This window comes from Pseudoxanthomonas sp. LjRoot143 (assembly GCF_964252945.1).
Classification (GTDB): Bacteria; Pseudomonadota; Gammaproteobacteria; order Xanthomonadales; family Xanthomonadaceae; genus Pseudoxanthomonas_A.
Genome location: NZ_CAXUPM020000001.1, coordinates 1,293,157 through 1,311,103, shown reverse-complemented (window position 1 = coordinate 1,311,103; position 17,947 = coordinate 1,293,157). Strand labels below are relative to the sequence as shown.

General features: G+C 67.8%; 14 protein-coding genes and 1 pseudogene. 3 read left to right on the top strand and 12 right to left on the bottom strand.

Annotated elements, in window-relative coordinates:
- From ACSQ1W_RS06135 to trxC, 5 genes are all read right to left on the bottom strand, one after another.
- Complete coding sequence (locus ACSQ1W_RS06135) at positions 1-1,806, bottom strand: tetratricopeptide repeat-containing diguanylate cyclase (RefSeq protein ID WP_436042307.1); 1,806 nt, start codon at positions 1,804-1,806, stop codon at positions 1-3.
- A gap of 50 nt (positions 1,807-1,856) precedes the next feature.
- Positions 1,857-2,111 carry a hypothetical protein gene (locus tag ACSQ1W_RS06130; protein WP_192268478.1) on the bottom strand — a complete coding sequence of 85 codons (255 nt, stop codon included), beginning with the start codon at positions 2,109-2,111 and terminating at the stop codon, positions 1,857-1,859.
- Between the two features lie 214 nt (positions 2,112-2,325).
- Positions 2,326-3,108 (bottom strand): SAM-dependent methyltransferase, encoded by a 783-nt coding sequence (locus ACSQ1W_RS06125; RefSeq protein ID WP_192268480.1) that lies wholly within the window; start codon positions 3,106-3,108, stop codon positions 2,326-2,328.
- Entirely contained in the window at positions 3,105-3,683 is a 579-nt protein-coding gene (locus ACSQ1W_RS06120; protein ID WP_192268482.1) for a GNAT family N-acetyltransferase, read from the bottom strand. Before ACSQ1W_RS06120 ends, ACSQ1W_RS06125 begins: the two co-directional genes overlap by 4 nt.
- Complete coding sequence (gene trxC / locus ACSQ1W_RS06115; RefSeq protein WP_436042306.1) at positions 3,676-4,119, bottom strand: thioredoxin TrxC; 444 nt, start codon at positions 4,117-4,119, stop codon at positions 3,676-3,678. Before trxC ends, ACSQ1W_RS06120 begins: the two co-directional genes overlap by 8 nt.
- Positions 4,120-4,207: 88 nt before the next feature.
- Here trxC and ACSQ1W_RS06110 point away from each other — a divergent pair, with 88 nt between their 5' ends.
- Positions 4,208-5,293, top strand: coding sequence for a tetratricopeptide repeat protein (locus tag ACSQ1W_RS06110; RefSeq protein ID WP_436042305.1), 1,086 nt, complete (start codon positions 4,208-4,210; stop codon positions 5,291-5,293).
- A 10-nt stretch (positions 5,294-5,303) separates the two neighbouring features.
- On the opposite strand, the gene ACSQ1W_RS06105 is transcribed toward ACSQ1W_RS06110, so the two are convergent.
- The 3 genes from ACSQ1W_RS06105 to ACSQ1W_RS06095 all read right to left on the bottom strand — a co-directional run bounded on the left by ACSQ1W_RS06105 (position 5,304) and on the right by ACSQ1W_RS06095 (position 10,679).
- On the bottom strand, positions 5,304-7,778 hold the full coding sequence (locus tag ACSQ1W_RS06105; protein WP_436042304.1) for an alpha/beta hydrolase family protein: 2,475 nt from the start codon (positions 7,776-7,778) through the stop codon (positions 5,304-5,306).
- 68 nt (positions 7,779-7,846) lie between these two features.
- Positions 7,847-8,437: an RNA 2',3'-cyclic phosphodiesterase gene (gene thpR / locus ACSQ1W_RS06100; RefSeq protein ID WP_436042303.1), complete on the bottom strand. Its 591-nt coding sequence runs from the start codon at positions 8,435-8,437 to the stop codon at positions 7,847-7,849.
- A gap of 118 nt (positions 8,438-8,555) precedes the next feature.
- Positions 8,556-10,679 carry a M13 family metallopeptidase gene (locus tag ACSQ1W_RS06095; RefSeq protein WP_436042301.1) on the bottom strand — a complete coding sequence of 708 codons (2,124 nt, stop codon included), beginning with the start codon at positions 10,677-10,679 and terminating at the stop codon, positions 8,556-8,558.
- A 201-nt stretch (positions 10,680-10,880) separates the two neighbouring features.
- On the opposite strand from ACSQ1W_RS06095, the gene ACSQ1W_RS06090 reads away from it, so the two are divergent.
- Complete coding sequence (locus tag ACSQ1W_RS06090; protein ID WP_436042300.1) at positions 10,881-12,956, top strand: putative bifunctional diguanylate cyclase/phosphodiesterase; 2,076 nt, start codon at positions 10,881-10,883, stop codon at positions 12,954-12,956.
- A 17-nt stretch (positions 12,957-12,973) separates the two neighbouring features.
- Here ACSQ1W_RS06090 and ACSQ1W_RS06085 read toward each other — a convergent pair whose 3' ends face one another.
- On the bottom strand, positions 12,974-13,564 hold the full coding sequence (locus ACSQ1W_RS06085; protein ID WP_436042299.1) for a DUF6151 family protein: 591 nt from the start codon (positions 13,562-13,564) through the stop codon (positions 12,974-12,976).
- Between the two features lie 105 nt (positions 13,565-13,669).
- Positions 13,670-14,632, bottom strand: coding sequence for an HDOD domain-containing protein (locus tag ACSQ1W_RS06080; RefSeq protein ID WP_436042298.1), 963 nt, complete (start codon positions 14,630-14,632; stop codon positions 13,670-13,672).
- A 179-nt stretch (positions 14,633-14,811) separates the two neighbouring features.
- Between ACSQ1W_RS06080 and ACSQ1W_RS06075 the strand changes: the two genes are divergently transcribed.
- The gene (locus ACSQ1W_RS06075) at positions 14,812-15,267 is read left to right on the top strand and encodes a PA2169 family four-helix-bundle protein (protein WP_436042297.1); all 456 of its coding nucleotides are present in this window, start codon (positions 14,812-14,814) and stop codon (positions 15,265-15,267) included.
- 94 nt (positions 15,268-15,361) lie between these two features.
- On the opposite strand, the gene ligD (ACSQ1W_RS06070) is transcribed toward ACSQ1W_RS06075, so the two are convergent.
- Both ligD (ACSQ1W_RS06070) and ligD (ACSQ1W_RS06065) read right to left on the bottom strand, forming a co-directional pair.
- Entirely contained in the window at positions 15,362-16,447 is a 1,086-nt protein-coding gene (ligD, locus tag ACSQ1W_RS06070) for a non-homologous end-joining DNA ligase (RefSeq protein WP_436046115.1), read from the bottom strand.
- Positions 16,393-17,892: pseudogene (ligD, locus tag ACSQ1W_RS06065) on the bottom strand (non-homologous end-joining DNA ligase); the annotation flags it as partial. The gene ligD (ACSQ1W_RS06070) and the pseudogene ligD (ACSQ1W_RS06065), both read right to left, overlap by 55 nt.
- Between the last annotated feature and the right edge of the window lie 55 nt (positions 17,893-17,947).

Genomic DNA, 17,947 nt, shown 5'->3' with positions numbered 1-17,947 from the left:
TCAGGCGCCGAGGTGCTCGGCGCGGTCGCGGTGCGGCATCTCCAGCACGTTGCTGGCGGCGCGGACGTTCTCCTGCTCCGCGTCGTACACGCAGACGCGGTTGCGGCCGGCGTGCTTGGCGCGATACAGCTGCTTGTCGGCCTGCGAGAGCAGCTTGGCCAGGCTGTAGCCCGACAGCTGGCTTGAGGTCACGCCGAAGCTGCCGGTGATGGCGAACACGTGCCCGGTCTCGCGGGTCTCGATCTGGGCCAGGCGCACGCGGCAGTCCTCGGCCACGCGGGCGGCGGCACGCAGGTCGCAGCCGTACATCAGGATGGCGAACTCTTCACCGCCAAGGCGGCCCAGCACGTCGATGCGGCGGCAGAAGCCCTTGCTGGCCTCGGCCACTTCCTTCAACGCCCAATCGCCGGTGCCATGGCCGAAGCGGTCGTTGATGTTCTTGAAGTGGTCCAGGTCGAACATGATCAGCGAGGCCTGCTCGCCGTTGCGGGCGCACTCGGCCAGCGCGCGCTCGGCGCGCAGGGTGAAGTGGTGGCGGTTGCAGATGCCGGTCAGGGCATCGGTCTCGGCCATCTTCTTCAGGGACAGCTGCACGCGCTTGATCTTGAATGCCCAATAGCCGATCGAGGCGATCAGCAGCACCAGCAGGATCACGATCAGCCGCGTGTTCTGCGCGGCCTGCTGGTCGACCTTGCGCTGCAGCTGGAGCACCTGGTTCTTCTGGTCGAGCACGCTGATCTGCTGGTTCTTCTGCAGGATCTGCTGGCGCACCAGCTGGTAAGCCAGTTCGCGCGTCTTGACCTCGTTGAGGTATGCCTTGTCGGCATTGGCGTACTTCTTGTACTGCTCGAGCGCCATCGCCGGATCGCCGCGCATGTTCGCGATCTCGTACAGCACTCGATGGGCGACGACCAACGGCAATGATCCGTTGATCGCCGTTCCTTGCGCGACGGCCGTATTCGCGTGCTTTTCGGCTGCGCCTATTTCGCCCAGCTTCATGCGGTAATCGGCCAGCATGGAGTGGTACTCGCCGATCAAGCGCGGATACTTCGTGGCCTCGACGTCGGACAGGTGTCTCTCCAGCACGTCGATGGCATTCTTGAGTTTGCCGTCCGCGACCCATTTGCGCGCGAGATAGGTTCGGGAGAATCCCGCCAGCAGCGATTCTTCCTGTTGCTCGCACGCCTGGATCGCGGAGAAAATCGTCTCCTCCTGCACCGGCTGATGCAGGCCAAGCAGCGATTCGACGACCAGATTGCCGGCAAGGCATTTGCTACGCCCTTTCGGATCGTCTTCCAGCACTTGCTGGGCATAGTCACGGCCCAGGCTGTACTCGCCGACCTGGTTGTAGAGAATGCCGGCCGCCATGAGGCCATGGTGGCGACTGTCGCGGTCGGTGACCTGGGATGCCAGCGGCAGGGCTTCGTTGAGTGCGCTCAGTCCCTGCTCGAAACGCCGTGTGACGGCATAGGTGTTCGCCAGCATGGCGCCCGCACGAAAGCGGAGATTGACGTCTTCGCTGCCCGTGCCCAGCTCCTGCAACTCCTGGATCGCCAGTTCGGACTGGCCCTTCATGAGGAAGCCGTGCGCCTTCATCAGGCGCAGCTTGTTGCGCTGTTCCTTGGTCGCACTTTCCTGCTGAAGCTCGAGTTGCGAGAGGAGTTTGTAGAAGGCGGTCGGGTCGCCCGTCCTGACTTCGTCTGCCTGCTTCAACAGCGCGTCGAATGAGGGCGCAGCGAATGCGGGTGCGCTTAGCAGCCCGAGCAAGCAACCCAGTAATCCGTACCGGAACCTACGTGCGTCCATCTTCAGACTCCTTGGCTTGGACGGCCGGGCGATGCCCGGCCGTCCCGTACTCATTCTTCCTCAGGTTCCTGACTGTCCGGCAATTCCTCGGCCCCGTCGGGAACATCGCGTTCTTCCGAGCCATCCGGCGTAGCGATCATGCAGAACATGGTTGCGCGACCATCCAGCAGCCTGTTCAGTGCGGTCGCGTCCTGACCGCGCAATGCAAGGCGTTCGGCAGGCGCGAGCGCATCCCCTTCCGCAGTATCCAGCAACTCCAGCGGTACCCGGCCAAACGCGGCCGAGGCCCCCATCTTCTCAAGCATTCCAATTACGACCGACACAGGTAGTCTCCCCCAAAAGGCTGTTGATTTTCCGCGGCCAGGCCGATAAACCGATGACCGGTTCCCCGCCGGCACAGGCCGCCTGCCAGGACGACGGCCAACTCACAGCCCCGCCCGGATGCCGAAGATAGCCTCTTTTGGCGACCACCTCTACCCAAGTCCTGGCCCCGAGGGGCAAATCGAGCCTGCGGGTGGTCTATCCGGCTTCAAGCACCTTCAGCCGGTCGAGCATGGCCTGATTGGGGCGCATCGGGCCCGTGGGCGGAATCACCAAGGTCGTCGCGGGAGTGAGATCGGCGGACAACAGCGCCTCCAACGACATGCGGTCGGCCCTCGGCGACGATATTGGCAGCGTCGCGGCTTCGTAAGCGATGACTTCGTGGGAGGGTCCGTAGGACGGGGTCAGCAGCTCAAGCAGCAATGCGCGGTGGGGCGCCCCGGTGGACGTTCTGGACACGCTGCGGTCGCCAACGACACCAATCTGCCACAGCACAAGATACGCCGTGGGATCGAACACACGCTGGTAAAGAAGGAACTGGCTTGCCTCGTAGTGCTGACAACCCACGTTACCGGGATCTATCCCCAGGTCCGCATACAGACAATCTTCGGCCGACACTGCAGCCTCCATCACCGCATCGAACCCTTCCGCGCGCGCCTGCGCGATGGCCCGGTGCGGAACCTGAGCGAAGACGCCTGGGTGGCCGTAGAACGCACCGCAGACACGGTGCCCGGCGCGCACCTCGGCCATCATCGCGTCGATCATCTGGCGGTACGTCTCCGTCCTCGCCTTACCCTCGGCGTAGAAAGGCTGCAGGCTACGCACATCGGGATGCATTTCCTGCACCCACAGTTCGACCACAGGGTCTGAAACGGACAGGAAGACGACATCCGCCTGTTCGATGTAGTTGCGCGACCGTGGCGCCAAGTGCGCCCCCAATGTCATCCCCAGGCCCACGCAGGCCAAGCTCCCCGATTTCATTCATTCTCCTCGGCGACGCACGGGGACGGACGCGACGACATCGCCCGCCACCGCACCCATTCTTCGCGTGTCAGCCACCAGCGCTCCAGGCCATCGTCCGGATGAGCATCGGCGATCTTGTTGAATCCAATCTTGTACATCAAGCCGGCCGCGAACGTGTTCGTGGAGCGGTAACGAATCATCATGTGCGCGACAGTGGGTTCAGAGAACGCCACCTGCATGCCAAGCGGGAAGGCATGCCCTGAAATGCCGCGGCCCTGCCACTCGGGCAGGATCATGCCGCCGATCTCGACAACGTCCGCCTTCCTGCCCAATCCCAGCAGACCGGCGACCGCGCCATCCGGAGCGGCCGTGATGACCCAGCAACGATGACGCAATGCAGCCTCGAGGTTCGCCCTGCATGTCCTGTCGAACGCGACGCGCGCGGCCTCGCCGTCAAGGGGTGCACCTACCTGCGCCATCATCACGGGATCGGTATAGACCGCCACGTACAGCTCGCGATCCCGCGCATCGAGCAGCCTCAGGCTGACACGTTCATTCTCCAGTCCGAACGAACATTCGCGCGTATCAGGCACCCACCTGTCCCCTCACCCACCGCACGATCGCCTCTACCTGCATCGCCCCGCTCTGCCGCGCGATCTCGCGGCCGCCCTGCAGCAGCACCATCGTCGGGATGCTGCGGATGCCGAAGCGGTTGCCCAGCCCCGGGCTGGCGTCCGTGTCCACCTTGGCCAGGCGCATCGCCGGTTCCAGCACGCCTGCCGCACGCTCGAAATGCGGTGCCATCTGCAGGCACGGCCCGCACCACGGCGCCCAGAAATCGACCAGCAGCGGCAAGGTGCTGCGCAGCGCATGGCGATCGAAGTCCGCCTCGCCCAGCGCCAGCGGCACACCGGTGAACAACGCGTCGTGGCAGCGACCGCACTGCGGCGCCTCGGCCAGCCGCTCCACCGGCACGCGGTTCATCGCGGCGCAGTGGGGGCAGGCGATCAGGTGGGCAACGAGGTCCATGCGCACATCCTAACGCCCGCAATGTGTCCATGCTGCATCGCCACAGCGCATAGACTGCCGCCATCGTCTCCGTCGGGAGGGCCGTTCCATGATCGCCACCCTGTTGGCCGCCACGCTGGCCGTGGCCGGACTGGCGCCCCCGCCTGTCGCGCCCCCCGTTCCCGCCGCCCAACCGCCCACACCGGCCGAGATCATGGCCCTGCCCGACCCGCTGCGGCAGCAGTTCCGCGCCAGGGTCCTGTCGACGCCGCGCGGTTCCGAACAACGCCTGCGGCGGATGGTCGAGTTCCTGTTCTCGCCCGACGACCTGGGCATGAGCTACGACATCGACGCCAACCACACGGTGTCCGAGGCCTACGCCACCCGCAAGGCGAACTGCCTCAGCTTCACCCTGCTGGCCATCGCGCTCGCGCGCGAAGCCGGCCTGCAGGCCTACGGCCAGCAGATCGACGAGACCCTGGCCTGGCGGCAGGAACAGGACACGCTCTATCGCACCCACCACGTCAATGCCGGCGTGCACATCCAAGGCCGCCAGCTGACCGTCGACGTCGCCTGGGACCAGGTGATCGCGCGCAAGCCACCGCGCCAGATCAGCGACGCGCGTCTGCTGGTCCACTACTACAACAACCGCGCCGCCGACCTGCTGGAGGCCGGCCGGCTGGACGACGCCCTGCGCTACGCCAGCGTGGCCAAGACGCTGGACCCCGCCTACGCCGTGACCTGGAGCAACACCGGCGTCCTGCACTTGCGCCATGGCGACCCGGTGCAGGCCGAACAGCACTACCTGCATGCGCTGCAACTGAACCCGCAGGAACCCGGCGCCCTGTCCAACCTGGCCGCGCATTACCAGCGCACCGGCAACACCGCGGCCGCCGCACGCCTGCAGGCTCGCCTGGAACGCGTGCAGGCCCTGGATCCGTTCCACCATTTCATGCAGGGCGTCCGGCACGAGCGCGAAGGCCATTTCGAACGGGCCGTCCGCGACTACCGGCAGGCGATCAAGCTGTTCCCGGACGAACACCGCTTCCATTTCGGCCTGGCGCGCGTGTACTTCCAGATGGGCGACAACCGCCGGGCAGGCAAGGCGCTGGCGCGTGCCGAACGCCTCGCCGAAGGCGACAACCGCAAGCTCTACCACGCCAAGCTGGACGCCCTGCGCCGCCTCTCACGCTGAGCGCCTTCGCTCAGGGCGCCGCCGCCGACCTCACTGGTGCATCCGTCGCGCCCAAGTGCTTCTGCAGGAAGCCGGCCACGGCCGTCCAGGATTTCTCCTCGTTCTCCTGCGAGTCGAAGCCGTGACCTTCCTTCTCGAACACCAGGCCGACGGCGGGGTGTCCGCCCAGGCGCAGCATGCGCGCGAGCCGGCGACTGTGTTCGTAGTCCACCCGCTCGTCTTCCAGGCCATGGATCAACATCACCGGCGTGCGGATGCGCGCGTACTGGTAAAGCGGCGAGGTCTCCTGCATCCGCGCCAGGTCGGTGTGCGGATTGCCGATGGTCTTCTCCATGTGCTCGCGCGTCTTGGCGCGCCTGGCCGAATCGCTGGCGGTGAAGAACAGCACGCGGTCGCTGACGCCTGAAATCGACACCGCGCACCGGAAGCGGTCGGGCCATCGCACCGCGGCGACCAGCGAGGAATAACCACCGTAGCTGGCGCCCACCATGCACATGCGCGCCGGATCGAGCGGATAGCGCGCCAAGGCATGCTGGAGCGCGGCTTCGATGTCGTCCTCGATCACCGTGCCGTGGCCGCGGTAACCGCCTTCGCGAAACGCCTTTCCGTAGCCCTCCGAGCCGCGGAAATTGACCTGCAGCACGGCGTAACCCAATGACGCGATGAACTGCACGTCGCGGTCGAAGTGCAGGCTGTCGGCCACGCTGATCGGCCCGCCGTGGGGCATCACCACCAGGGGGCGCTTGCCCGACCCTGCCGGCAGCGTCAGGAAGGCATCGATCCGCGTGCCGTCGGCGTGCCTGACCTGCAGGACCTCCGCCGGCGCGAAACGCAGTTCGGCGAGCGACGGTGCGAAGTCGTCGATCAGCGACACCTGGCCGGCGACCGCATCCAGGTGGAACAGCTGCGGCGGATGGTCCGGGCCATCGACACTGAGCACCACATGGCGGCCGTCGCGGTTGCGGTCGAGTACCTGCACCAGCCTGCCCGGGAAGGCTTTCTGCAGCAGGCCTTCCATGTGCACATCGTCCGACTGGAAGTAGTGGCTGACGATCCTGCCGCTTTCGTAGTACTGCACGCCGATGGGTACGCGCCTGGCATCGAACAGCACCCTGCGCACATCCTGGCCCGGCCGCGTGAACAGCGTCCGGGTCACGGCCTTCTTCGCCAGGTCGTACTCGACCAGGTCGCGCTGGCCGCGGTCCTTCTCGGTGAAACCGTAGACCACGGCGGCGTCGTGCGACAGCGCGACCGGATCGAAGTCCATGTCCTCGCTCAGCGCCAGGACCTGCCGGTACTCGCCTTCCTCCTTGCGCAGCAACACGTAGCCATCGTCCTTGCGGGCCATCACCAACCGCAGCCGGCCGAACCCGTCCGTGAACCAGCCCACGTCGTCCGTCAGGCCCTGGTTGACGCGATCGCGATAGATGAACCGGAAAGCATCCACCGACTGCTGGCTCCCGATCGGCAGCCGGTGCACCATCGGCTCGCCCTGGTTGGAGTAGCTGGCGAACAGGATGTGGGCCGGGTCGGCGGGCAACGGATCGACGATCACGCCATCGCGCGGCAGCTTGATCTGCGTGTAGCGACGGTTGCCGGCATCGTCCCGGTCGACGCGCACCACCGTGACCATCTGCAGTCCTCTCGGCTTGTCGATGGTCAGCAGCAGCAGATCGTCGCTGGCCCATTCCATCCGGTCGAACGCCAGCGCGCTTTTCGCGAGCCTCGACACCTTGCCCGCCTTCAGGTCGACGAGATCCACGCCCCAGTCGTCCTTGCCTTCATGCACATGCAGCGCCAGCAGCGTGCCGGCCGGGTTGATGCTGGCTTCCAGGATGCGGTCCCGCTTGAACAGCGTGGCCACCGGCAGCGGCAAGGCGGATGGCGCCGGCGGTTCGCCGAGGTCGGCGGTGGTGTCCTGCGTCCCGCTCGCCTGCACCGCCTTGTAGAAGGCCGGGAACGGATCCGGGTAGCGTCCGGTGAACTCGAACGGGTACGCCGCGTATATCGCGGCATGCTCCTTCCGCAGCCAGTCGATCGCGGCCAACGCGCGATTGGCCATGGCGAACTGCGCGCGCCAGACCGAGGTGGGCTGGAACAGCAGGTCACCCGGGTAGGTGATCCGCCCGGCCTCGACCTTGAATCGGAAATCCTCGTCGTCGGCCAGCTTGTAGCTGTAGCCGTAGATCATCTGCAGTTCGCGCCAGCCGTACGCGCCGGCCGGCACCGCGTACAGGCGGAAGCTGCGACCGGCCTTCAGCTGGCGCATCGCACCCGAGCCGAAGATCTTGCCGTCGCGGTTCATGCGTACGGAGTGCACCGGCACCGGCGTATCCACCGCCATCAGCACCAGCCCTTCGCCCGCCTTCAACGCCGGCGCACTGCCGGGCTCGACTTCGCGCATGCTGGCCTGCGCGGCGAACGCCGACAGGCCCAGCAGGAAAACCAGCATCGCGACACCGCGACGCCATATCGGACGCTCCATCACCCCCCCTGTCTGTCCTCACGCGATCCCCATCGCGCCGCCATGTTAGCGCCTCGACGCGCGCCACTTCAGCCCAGCGGCCACTCGCCCAGCTTGTCGTAGTCGGCCTCGCCCTCGATGCTCTGCAGCAGGTGGACGGCCTGCGGGTGCAGGACCATCGGCGCCACGTCGACCGGCGCGGTGCGGGGCGGCACGTAGGCCAGCGTCAGGTGCGGGACGAAGCTGCGTCCCACGTGCTGCTTGAAGCCGGCCCGCAACAGGCGCTGTTGCAGGTGGCGCCAGAAAGCGACGACGGCGGGCGACGGTGCCAGCGCGGCCAGCGTCAATGCCGGGTTCTTCGGATTGCCCAGGCACAGCAGGTGGTCGAGGGTGATGCCGACCGGTTCCGGCTGCCAGTCCTGCATCGCATCGCGCGCCGTGCGCACCATGTCCTCGCGCGGGCCATCGCTTTCGCCGAGGAAATGCAGCGTCAGGTGGTAGCGGTCGGGATTCACCCAGCGCGCCTGCGGGAAGGCGGCCTTGAGGTCTTCCGCGCGATGCCGCAGGCCTTCGCGCTCGCCTGCCGAGGGCACCAGCGCGAAGAACAGCCGATGCAGCCGGCCCGGCTGCGGGCCGCCGAACAGGTCGCCTTGCGAGGTGGGAGCGGAACGGGAGGACATGGCGCGGGGGCGTGGAACAACTCCCGCATCATCGGTGCGACGCTGTCACCATGCAACCCTGCGGCGTCCGCCACGCCGGGCAGGCGCGCATGCACGCCTGCCGGTGGACGTCAGCCGATCACCAGATCCGCACGCGGTCCTGCGGCGCGATGTACAGCGGATCGCCCTGCTTGATGCCGAACGCGTCGTACCACGCATCGATGTTGCGCAGCGGGGCGAACGCGCGGATGTGCCCGGGCGAGTGCGTACCGTTGACCAGTTGCTGGCGCAGCGCATCATCGCGCCACAGCGTGCGCCAGACCTGGCCCCAGCCCATGAAGAAGCGCTGGTCGCCGGTGAAGCCGTCGATCACCGGCGCCGGCTTGCCGCCCAGCGAACGGTGGTAGGCCTCCAGCGCGATGGTCAGGCCACCGAGATCGCCGATGTTCTCGCCCATCGCCACGCGCCCGTTGATGTGCATGCCGGGCAACGGCGCGAAGGTGTAGGCCTCGTACTGCGCACCGAGCTTGGCGGCCTGCACTTCGAACTTGGCCGCGTCGTCGGCCGTCCACCAGTCGCGCAGCACACCCTTGCCGTCGGACTTGCGCCCCTGGTCGTCGAAGCCGTGGATGATCTCGTGGCCGATCACGCCGCCGATGCCGCCGTAGTTCACCGCGGGGTCGGCATCGGGATCGAAGAACGGCGGCTGCAGGATGGCGGCCGGGAACACGATCTCGTTCTTCACCGAGTTGTAGTAGGCGTTCACCGTCTGCGGGGTCATGCCCCACTCGCCCTTGTCCACCGGCTGGCCGATGCGCGCGCGGCGGTAGTCCCACTCGAACTGGCCGGCGCGCTGCGCATTGCCGAACAGGTCACCGTTCTTCACTACCAGCGCGCTGTAGTCGCGGTAGGTGTCGGGATGGCCGATCTTCAGGCCGAACCCGGCCAGCTTGGCGTGCGCCTCGGCCTTGGTGGCCGGGCTCATCCAGGCCAGCGCGTCGAGACGCGCGCCCATCGCCGCCTTCACGTTGGCGACCAGCGCGTCCATCTTCGCCTTGGCGTCCGGTGGGAAATACAGCGTCACGTAGTCGCGGCCGATCGCCTCGCCCATCGCCGATTCCGCGAAGGCCACGCCGCGCTTCCAGCGCTCGCGCTGCTGCGGCTGGCCGGACAGGAACTTGTCGCGGAATTCATACTGCGCGACCGAGAAGTCCTTCGACAGCAGCGGCGCCGCGTTGTCGGCGGCATGGAAGGCCTGCCAGGCCTGCAGCGTGGCGACATCGGCGTCGGCGAAAATCGCGGCGATCTTCGGGATGGCGGAATCCTGGCGGATCACCACGCGGCCCGCGCCATCGACGCCCGCGGCCTTGAAGAACGAGGCCCAGGGGAAGCCAGGCGAGGTCGTCGCGAACGCCGTCATTTCCAGCGGGTTATAGGTCTTGTCGCGGTTGCGGCTTTCGGCACGTGTCCAGTGCGCGTCGGCGATGCGGGTCTCCAGCGCCAGGATCGCCTTCGCGTTCTCCTGCGGCTTGGCCCAGCCTGCCAACTGCAGCATCTGCGCGATGTAGGCCTCGTAACGCTCGCGCTGCGGCTTGAAGTTGTCGCGCAGGTACATCTCGCGATCGCCCAGGCCCAGGCCGCCCTGGCTCAGGTACAGCGTGTAGCGGTCGGGGTCCTTCTGGTCGTCGCTGACGCTGAGGTTGAAGAAACTGTCGAAGAAGCCGCCGCGCTGACCCATCAGGCGCGCCACGGCGTCCTTGTCCTTCGCTGCGCGGATCTCGGCCAGGACCGGCTGCAGCGGCTTGGCGCCCAGCGCATCGATGGCCTGCTCGTCCATGAAGCCGCGGTACAGCGCGGCGATCTTGGCCGGGTCGCCCCCGGTGGCCGGATCGCCCAGCGCGTAGCCTTCGACCAGCACGCGCAGGCGCGCCTCGGACAGGTCGCGCAGGATGGCGAAACCGCCGTAACTGGAGCGATCGGCCGGAATCGGCGTGGTATCGGCCCAGGTGCCGCTGACATAGCGAAAGAAATCGGTGCCGGGCTTGGCCTGGCGGTCCATGCCGGCGGTATCCAGGCCCCAACTGCCGAAGCGCTTGGCGGCGATCGTCGTTCCGGCCGCCGCGGCCCCACCGGCGTCGGGTTCGGCGAACAGCGACTGCAGCGTGCAGCCGTCATCCAGGCAGCCATGGTCTTCGTGGGCCGCCAGCGGGGCGGCAGCGGCGAGGGCCAGCAGCGTGGCGGCGGACAGCAGGGTCTTCTTCAACAGGGTTCTCCGGCAGCGGGACAGGCGCGCATCGCGCGCGGGCGTGCTGGAAGGATATCGGCGGGGTCCCGCCGCCGACTGTGCCAAAGGTGCTGGAACGACCGATCCGCTGCGTCCGCCGGGTCCCGGCTGCTCAAGAAGCGGGATGCAGTGCCGATAGTAATGACCGATACGCTCATGCCTTGGGCAACGAACCATCCCATGACCGGCACCTACAACGAGATCCTCGTCCTCTTCTCCCTGCTGGTTGCCATCCTCGCCTCGTACACCGCGCTCGACATGGCGGGCCGGGTCGCCACCACCCACGGAGTGGCCGCACGCTGGTGGCTGGCCGGCGGTGCCTTCGCGATGGGATTGGGCGTGTGGTCGATGCACTTCGTCGGCATGCTGGCCTTCGACCTGCCGATCCCGCTGGGCTACGACATCACCCTGACGTTCTGCTCGATGCTGGCGGCCATCGGCTCCTCGGCGTTCGCGCTGTGGCTGGTCTCGCAGGCGCAACTGCCGTTCCGGCGCCTGCTGCTGGGCGCGATGCTGATGGGCATCGGCATCGCGCTGATGCACTACATCGGCATGGCGGCGCTGCAGATGCAACCGGGCATCGATTACCACCCCGGCTGGTTCACCCTGTCCATCGTGATCGCCGTGGTCGCCTCCGGGGCCGCGCTGTGGATCGCCTTCCACCTGCGTCGCGGCGGGCGCCGCAAGCACCTGCTGCGGGTGCTGGCCGCGGTGGTGATGGGCTTCGCGATCGTCGGTATGCATTACACCGGCATGGCGGCGGCCGAGTTCCCTGCCGACAGCTGGTGCGGCGCCGCGCGTGACGGTGGCGTGCCCGCGCAGTGGCTGGCGATCCTGGTGGTCGTGGCGACCGTCTCCATCATGGGCATCGCGCTGCTCGTTTCGGTACTGGACCGGCAGATGCACGCACGCACGCACCACCTGGCGAACTCGCTGGCGCGCGCCAACGAGGAACTGGTGCAGGCGGCGCTGCACGACCCGCTCACGCGCCTGCCCAACCGCATCCTGCTGCAGGACCGGATCGAGCAGGCGATCGAGAAGGCCAAGCGCAAGCACGAACAGTTCGCCGTCATGTTCCTCGACCTGGACGGCTTCAAGGGCATCAACGACGCCTACGGCCACCAGGCCGGCGATGCGCTGCTCGCGGACGTGGCCGCCCGCGTGCGCGGCCTGCTGCGCAGCCAGGACACCCTCGCACGCCTTGGCGGCGACGAGTTCGTGCTGATCATCGCCACCACCGACCCCGAAGGCGCCGCCATGGTGGCCCAGCGCATCATCGATACCGTCGCGACGACGGCGCTGCCGGTGCAGGGCGTCGACCTGCATGTCACCGGCAGCATCGGCATCGCGCTGTACCCCTCCGACGGCGACAGCGAGCGCGAGCTGATGGCGCATGCCGACGCCGCGATGTACCACACCAAGGACAACGGCCGGAACGGATACACGTTCTTTGCGCCGTCGATGAACATCAGTGCCCACCAGCAGGTCAAGCTGCTGAACGAGCTGCGCCGCGCCGTCGAGCGCGACGAACTGGTCCTCCACTACCAGCCGAAGTTCGCCGCGCCGGATTACCGCATGGTGGGCGCCGAGGCCTTGCTGCGCTGGCAGCATCCGGAACTGGGACTGCTCTCGCCGGGCGCCTTCATTCCCGCGGCGGAGCGCAGCGGCCTGATCCTCGCACTGGGCGATTGGGTACTCGACGAGGCCTGCCGTCAGATGCGGGCCTGGCGCGAAGCCGGCCACGTGATCGACAACGTGGCGATCAACCTGTCGCCGCTCCAGTTCTCGTCGCCCTCGCTGGTCGAAGCCGTCGCCAGCGCGCTGGCCCGGCACGGCGTGCCGGCCGACAGCCTCACGCTGGAGATCACCGAAACCACTGCGATGCGCGACGCGGATGCCAGCCTGGGCATCCTCGACGAACTGACGCGGATGGGCGTGAAGATCTCCATCGACGATTTCGGCACCGGCTACTCGAGCCTGCTGTACCTGAAGCGCCTGCCGGCGGACGAACTGAAGATCGACCGCGCCTTCGTGCACGAACTGGAAACCAATGCCGACGACGTGGCCATCGTGGCATCGATCATCGCGCTGGGGAAAACGCTGAACCTGCGCGTGGTGGCGGAAGGCGTCGAAACGCCGGGACAACGCCAGCATCTGCGGCGCCTCGGCTGCGACCTCTACCAGGGATACCTGATGGGCGAGCCCGTGGAAGCCGACCTGCTGTTCACCGCGCGCGTCGACCGCCAGTTCGCCTGACGTTATACGCGCGACGCTCAGGCAGGTTCCGGGCGCGCGGACCTGCGCTCCTGCGCACTGAGTGGATGCGCGGTCCTGTGCGGCTGCCCGTTCATGTCGAAGAACAGCGACGGCGTCTGCCTGCGCAGTTTCGCCATCGTGATGCCGGCGGCGATCCGCAGGCCCCCGACCACCAGGGCGAACGGCGTCGGCCGCACGCGGTCCATGGCGGAGCCTGCATTCAGTACGATCCGGTCGCGTGGGCCGAAGGCCGCGTCCCGCTCCACCGCATCGGGCAGGCACGCGGCCACCATGCCGACGTAGGCCGTCTTGCCGTCCCGCGGTGTATTGCCCAACGGCGTGCGGCAACAGCCCGCGTACCAGCGCAGCAGGCCGCCTTCGCGCAGGCACAGGCCCGCGATGTGCTCTTCGCCCGAGGTGAACGTCACCGCATCGGGATTCATCGCGATGATGTCGGTCCCGCCCTGCGCATCCATCACGCCAGGCTGGCCGAGATGGCGTGCATACGCCTGGCAGTCGTGGCAGTAGCACGTGGCGCGTGCGTACGCGCGGCGCGCATTCACCGTGCCCTGCACTTTTCCGCATCGGCAACGCAATTCGAGTGTCATGGATACACCTCGTCGTTGGACTTTGCCTGATCGAGGGATACCGCATGCGAGATAAGGATCGCGTCAAGCGCGCGTGCGTTGCCTGACTGGTGGGCAAACGAAACGTCAGGCTGCCGCGTCGGATGCCGGCGGGAGTTCCATCACCCTGCTGGCTTCAGGTGCCGCCCGCGAGAGCGCGCGGGCCAGCCCGCTGGCGGCCGCGATATCGCCGGCATCCTGCTCATGCAATGCCAGCATGACACGCTCCGACAGCCCCCACGCGCCTGCGACCGCACGCCCCAGACGGGGCGACCAGCGATGCAACAGCTCGGCCAGCGCGTCGGCAGCGGGCAATGCGCCCGCATTACGCTCGACGGCATCCCGGAGCGCCTGCACGACCACGATCGCGCCCAGCCCCTGCAACAGCGCCAGCAACTGCGCAGCAAAGACGTCCTCGCGACCGCCTGCGCGCGCGGCGTCGGCGGCGATCAGCGCGGTGCGCTGCGTGTGGTCCCAGATCAGGTCCGGCAGGCGCCCGAAAACGCCGCCCTCCATCTTCATCACCGGCTGCATCAGCGCGACGGCGACCAGGTGGCGCAGGCCGTCGACACCGACCATCGCCACCGCACGGTCCAGGCTTTCCACGGGTGCCGCGTGGCTGCGATAGAGCGCGCTGTTCGCCAGTTTCAGCAGGTTGGCCGCCAGTGCGGGATCGCGCGCGATGATGCCCGCGATATCCCGGCTCGACGCCTCTTCGTCGTTGAGGGTGCTGAGCAGGTGCGGCAGCAGCTGCGGTCGCCGCGGCAGGCGCTGCGGATCCTCGGCGAAGCGCGCCAGCGCACGTGCAGTGGCGGCGATGACAGGCTCCCCCTCGTCCGGCGACCGCGGCGCTGCGGCATCCACCCCGGCGAGGCGCAGCAGCGGTCCGGCCCAGTCGCGCGGCGGCGCCTCGTGCGACAACGATGCGACGGTATCGGCCCGCTCCGTCACGCCACGCATGCGCGGTGACGCGGCCTGCGCACGCCGGCCCCTCGACCACCACTTCGTCACTCTCGCAAGCAGCGGCACGCGCACCGGCCCTTTTCGCATGTTCGATCTCATGCCATCGGCCGCGTAACGGAAATCTTTAGCGATCTTTACGGCGGCTTCGCACGCTCGCCATGTTCATGAATCGTGGTGTCGCGAGGTCACGCGATGTTGATCCCCGGTACGCCACGGTGGAGCTCCGGAAGGCGGCTCGCCCTCCCCCATCCCACTGAGGAGTTCCCATGAATACGCAGAAGAAGATTCAGCACAGCCTCAATGATCTGATCCAGATCGCGCGCGACGGCCACAGCTTCTACACCGAAGCCGCAGGCAAGGTGAAGGATGCGGAACTCGCATCGCTGTTCACGCGCATCGCCGGCGTCAAGCAGGACATCGTGGCGCGCCTGAGCGCCACCGTCGCGGCGACCGGCGGCACGCCCGCCGAGCACGGCACGATGGTCGGCAGCATGCAGCAGTTCTACGGCAAGGTCCGCGCGGCCCTGGGCGACACCACGTACGGCTACGTCGCCGAGCTCGAGGAATCCGAGGACCGCCTGCTCAAGGCGTTCAACGAAACCATCAGCGACGACGACACCCCGGCCGCGGCGCGCGCTGAAGCGCAGGCCCTGCTGCCCAGCGTGCGCGAATGCCACAACGTGATGCGGGATCGCAAGCAGGTACTGAAGCGCGCCAGCTGAGCCGGCGGGCAAGCGGCACCGATACGAAGCCCCGCTCTGGCGGGGCTTCTCGCTGGAGACGCATGGCCTGCCTGTTCGCGGCAGTCGAGAGACCTCAGCGGGACTTCGCCCGTTTGCGCGCGCCCTGGGTCAGCCTCGCCGCGACCGCTGCAAGATCCTGCTTCCCGCGCATGTAGTCGCCCCACGGATGTTCGCCGATGCGCGCCATCCGGCGCGGCGCGGAGGCCAGCGTATAGGCGTCACCGCCCTTGATGCGCCCCAGCTCCTCCCAGCGCAGGGGCATCGCCACCGGGGCACCGTCGCGCGCCCGCAGCGAGAACGAGGCCACGCTCGTCGCACCGCGTCCGTTGCGCAGGTAGTCGATGAAGATGCGACCCTTGCGGAACTTCTTCGCCGCGGTCGCGACATACGCCAACGGCTCGGAGGCCGCCATCGACTCGGCGAAGGCATGCGCGAAGTCCTTCGCCTGCGTCCACGGACAGGCGGGTTTCAACGGCACGACCACATGCAGGCCCTTGCCGCCGGACGTACGCACGTACGACGTCAATCCCAGCCCGCGCAGGCGCTTGCGGACCAGCCGTGCCGCGTCCACCACGCGTGCCCATGCCACATCCGGCCCCGGATCGAGATCGAAGACGATGCGGTCGGCCAGATCGGGCGCCTCCGCCCGCGCGCCCCACGGATGGAACTCGAGCGCATTGAACTGCGCGAGTTCCAGCAGACCGGTTTCATCGCGCACCACGAGATAGTCCGCGCGTGCGCCACCCTCTTCCTCCAGCGGCACCACGTCCACCTGCTCCATGCCCGGCGTTGGTGCTTCTGGAAGAAACACGGCCGCCCCGCGCCCTGCGGGCAGCGCACGATGGACAGGGGGCGGCCTTCGATCTCGGGCAGCAGCCAGCGCGCCATCGCGTGGTAATAGTCGAAGACCTGTTGCTTGGTGATGCCGCTGTCGGGGAAAACGACGCGTTCGGGATGCGTCAGTTCCACCCCGTCGGCGGCCTTTGAAGCGCGGCGCGAGGCAGGCATGGCGGATACGCTCCGTGCGGGAGGCGGTGGATCGCGCAGGTCGGCCGCGCGCTTGTCGCGACGGATCGTCTTCAGCGAAGGCTGCCGCAACAGGCCCTGGTTGCCCAGGCCATGGTGGAAGACCTCCGCGACCAGCGTGGGCGCGACCCATCGGGCCCGGCGCAGTTCCGGATCGTCGCTCTCCACGCGTGCGGTGGGCGTGCTGCGTGCACGCGGCGCCAACTGTGCCGCCAGCGTACCCAGCAGCTCGCGGCTGAAACCGGTGCCCACGCGGCCCGCATAACGCCAGCCACGCGCACCCTCCGGCGCCGCCAGCAACAGCGCACCCAGGCCGCTGCGGCTGCCCTTCGGCGCGGTGTAACCGACGACCGCGAATTCGTCGGAGGCGCGCTGCTTGATCTTGCGCCAGGCATCGCCGCGACCGGCGTGATACGGCGCATCGGCACGCTTGCTGATGATGCCCTCCAGCCCGCGCTCCAGCGCCATCGCCAGCGCGTCGTCGCCGCGCCCGACGATATGCGAGCTGTACACCAGCCGGTCGGGCGGCGACTTCAGGATTTCCGCCAGCAGCGCCTTGCGCTGGTACTGCGGGCAGCGGGCCAGGTCCACGCCATCGACCTGCAGGATGTCGAAGAGCACGTACGACAGCGCCGCCTGCTTCTCGCCGGACAGGGTGGCCTGCAGCAGGCCGAAGTCCTCCTGCCGTCCGCCCCCTGCCACCAGTTCGCCATCGAGCACCGCATCATCCAGGGCGAGCGCTTCGAGGGCCGCGACGATCTCGGGCGCCTTCGCGGTCCATTCGATCTCGTTGCGCGACCACAGCCTGGCCCTGCCCTTCGCGATCTGGGCGACCAGCCGATAACCGTCCCACTTGGCCTCGTGCAGCCACGTATCGCCCTGGGGAACATGTTCCTGCAGTTTCGCCAGCTGCGGCGTGCGGAAGCCAGGACGGTGGCTGGTCGCGCGCGCGCCATCCAGCCGCGCCGCACGCCGCGCCCAACGCTCGGTCCCGCGCGAGGCGACGACGGCACGCTGGCGTACCTTGTGCACCGGTGGCGCGGACTTCCCGCCTACGGGCGTCACGTCCTGCAGCAGGTCGTCGGCCTCCTGCGTGCCGGCGAAATCGTCGCGCTCCTTGAACAGCAGCCACTGCGGCTGGCGCGCCTGCCTGTGCGTCCGGACCAGATGCCAGCCGCCCTTGAGCTTGTCGCCGAACATGCGGAAGCGCAGATGGCCCTTGGCGAGTTGCGCTTCGGCATCGCCATCGGTCGTCCACAGGCCACGGTCGAAGGTGGCGACGTGGCCGCCGCCGTACTGCCCCTTCGGGATGTCGCCCTCGAAGTCGGCATAGTCGATCGGGTGGTCCTCGACCTCGGCCGCCAGCCGCTTCACGTCCGGGTCGAAACTGGGGCCCTTGGGCACGGCCCAGCTCTTCAGCGTGTCGCCGACCTGCAGGCGGAAATCGTAGTGGCGGTGGCTGGCGTGATGCAGCTGGACCACGAAGATGGGCCGCTTGCCGCGCACGCGGCGCCCGTCCGACGCCGGTTCCGGTGTGCGGTCGAAACGACGCTTGCGGCGGTACTCCTGCAGGCTCATCGGCATCCTCGACTGCGCCCGTTATGCCGCGTGCGCCGTCAACAGCACGTGCAAG

Excerpts from the sequence above, each read along its gene's own strand:
- ACSQ1W_RS06110 (WP_436042305.1), top strand. The coding sequence starts at position 4,208 with ATGATCGCCACCCTGTTGGCCGCCACGCTGGCCGTGGCCGGACTGGCG.
- ACSQ1W_RS06090 (WP_436042300.1), top strand. The coding sequence starts at position 10,881 with ATGACCGGCACCTACAACGAGATCCTCGTCCTCTTCTCCCTGCTGGTT.
- ligD (WP_436046115.1), bottom strand. The coding sequence starts at position 16,447 with ATGGGTCGCGCCCACGCTGGTCGCGGAGGTCTTCCACCATGGCCTGGG.
- ACSQ1W_RS06075 (WP_436042297.1), top strand. The coding sequence starts at position 14,812 with ATGAATACGCAGAAGAAGATTCAGCACAGCCTCAATGATCTGATCCAG.
- ACSQ1W_RS06130 (WP_192268478.1), bottom strand. The coding sequence starts at position 2,111 with ATGCTTGAGAAGATGGGGGCCTCGGCCGCGTTTGGCCGGGTACCGCTG.
- ACSQ1W_RS06125 (WP_192268480.1), bottom strand. The coding sequence starts at position 3,108 with ATGAAATCGGGGAGCTTGGCCTGCGTGGGCCTGGGGATGACATTGGGG.
- ACSQ1W_RS06135 (WP_436042307.1), bottom strand. The coding sequence starts at position 1,806 with ATGGACGCACGTAGGTTCCGGTACGGATTACTGGGTTGCTTGCTCGGG.
- trxC (WP_436042306.1), bottom strand. The coding sequence starts at position 4,119 with ATGGACCTCGTTGCCCACCTGATCGCCTGCCCCCACTGCGCCGCGATG.
- thpR (WP_436042303.1), bottom strand. The coding sequence starts at position 8,437 with ATGTCCTCCCGTTCCGCTCCCACCTCGCAAGGCGACCTGTTCGGCGGC.
- ACSQ1W_RS06105 (WP_436042304.1), bottom strand. The coding sequence starts at position 7,778 with ATGGAGCGTCCGATATGGCGTCGCGGTGTCGCGATGCTGGTTTTCCTG.
- ACSQ1W_RS06080 (WP_436042298.1), bottom strand. The coding sequence starts at position 14,632 with ATGCGAAAAGGGCCGGTGCGCGTGCCGCTGCTTGCGAGAGTGACGAAG.
- ACSQ1W_RS06085 (WP_436042299.1), bottom strand. The coding sequence starts at position 13,564 with ATGACACTCGAATTGCGTTGCCGATGCGGAAAAGTGCAGGGCACGGTG.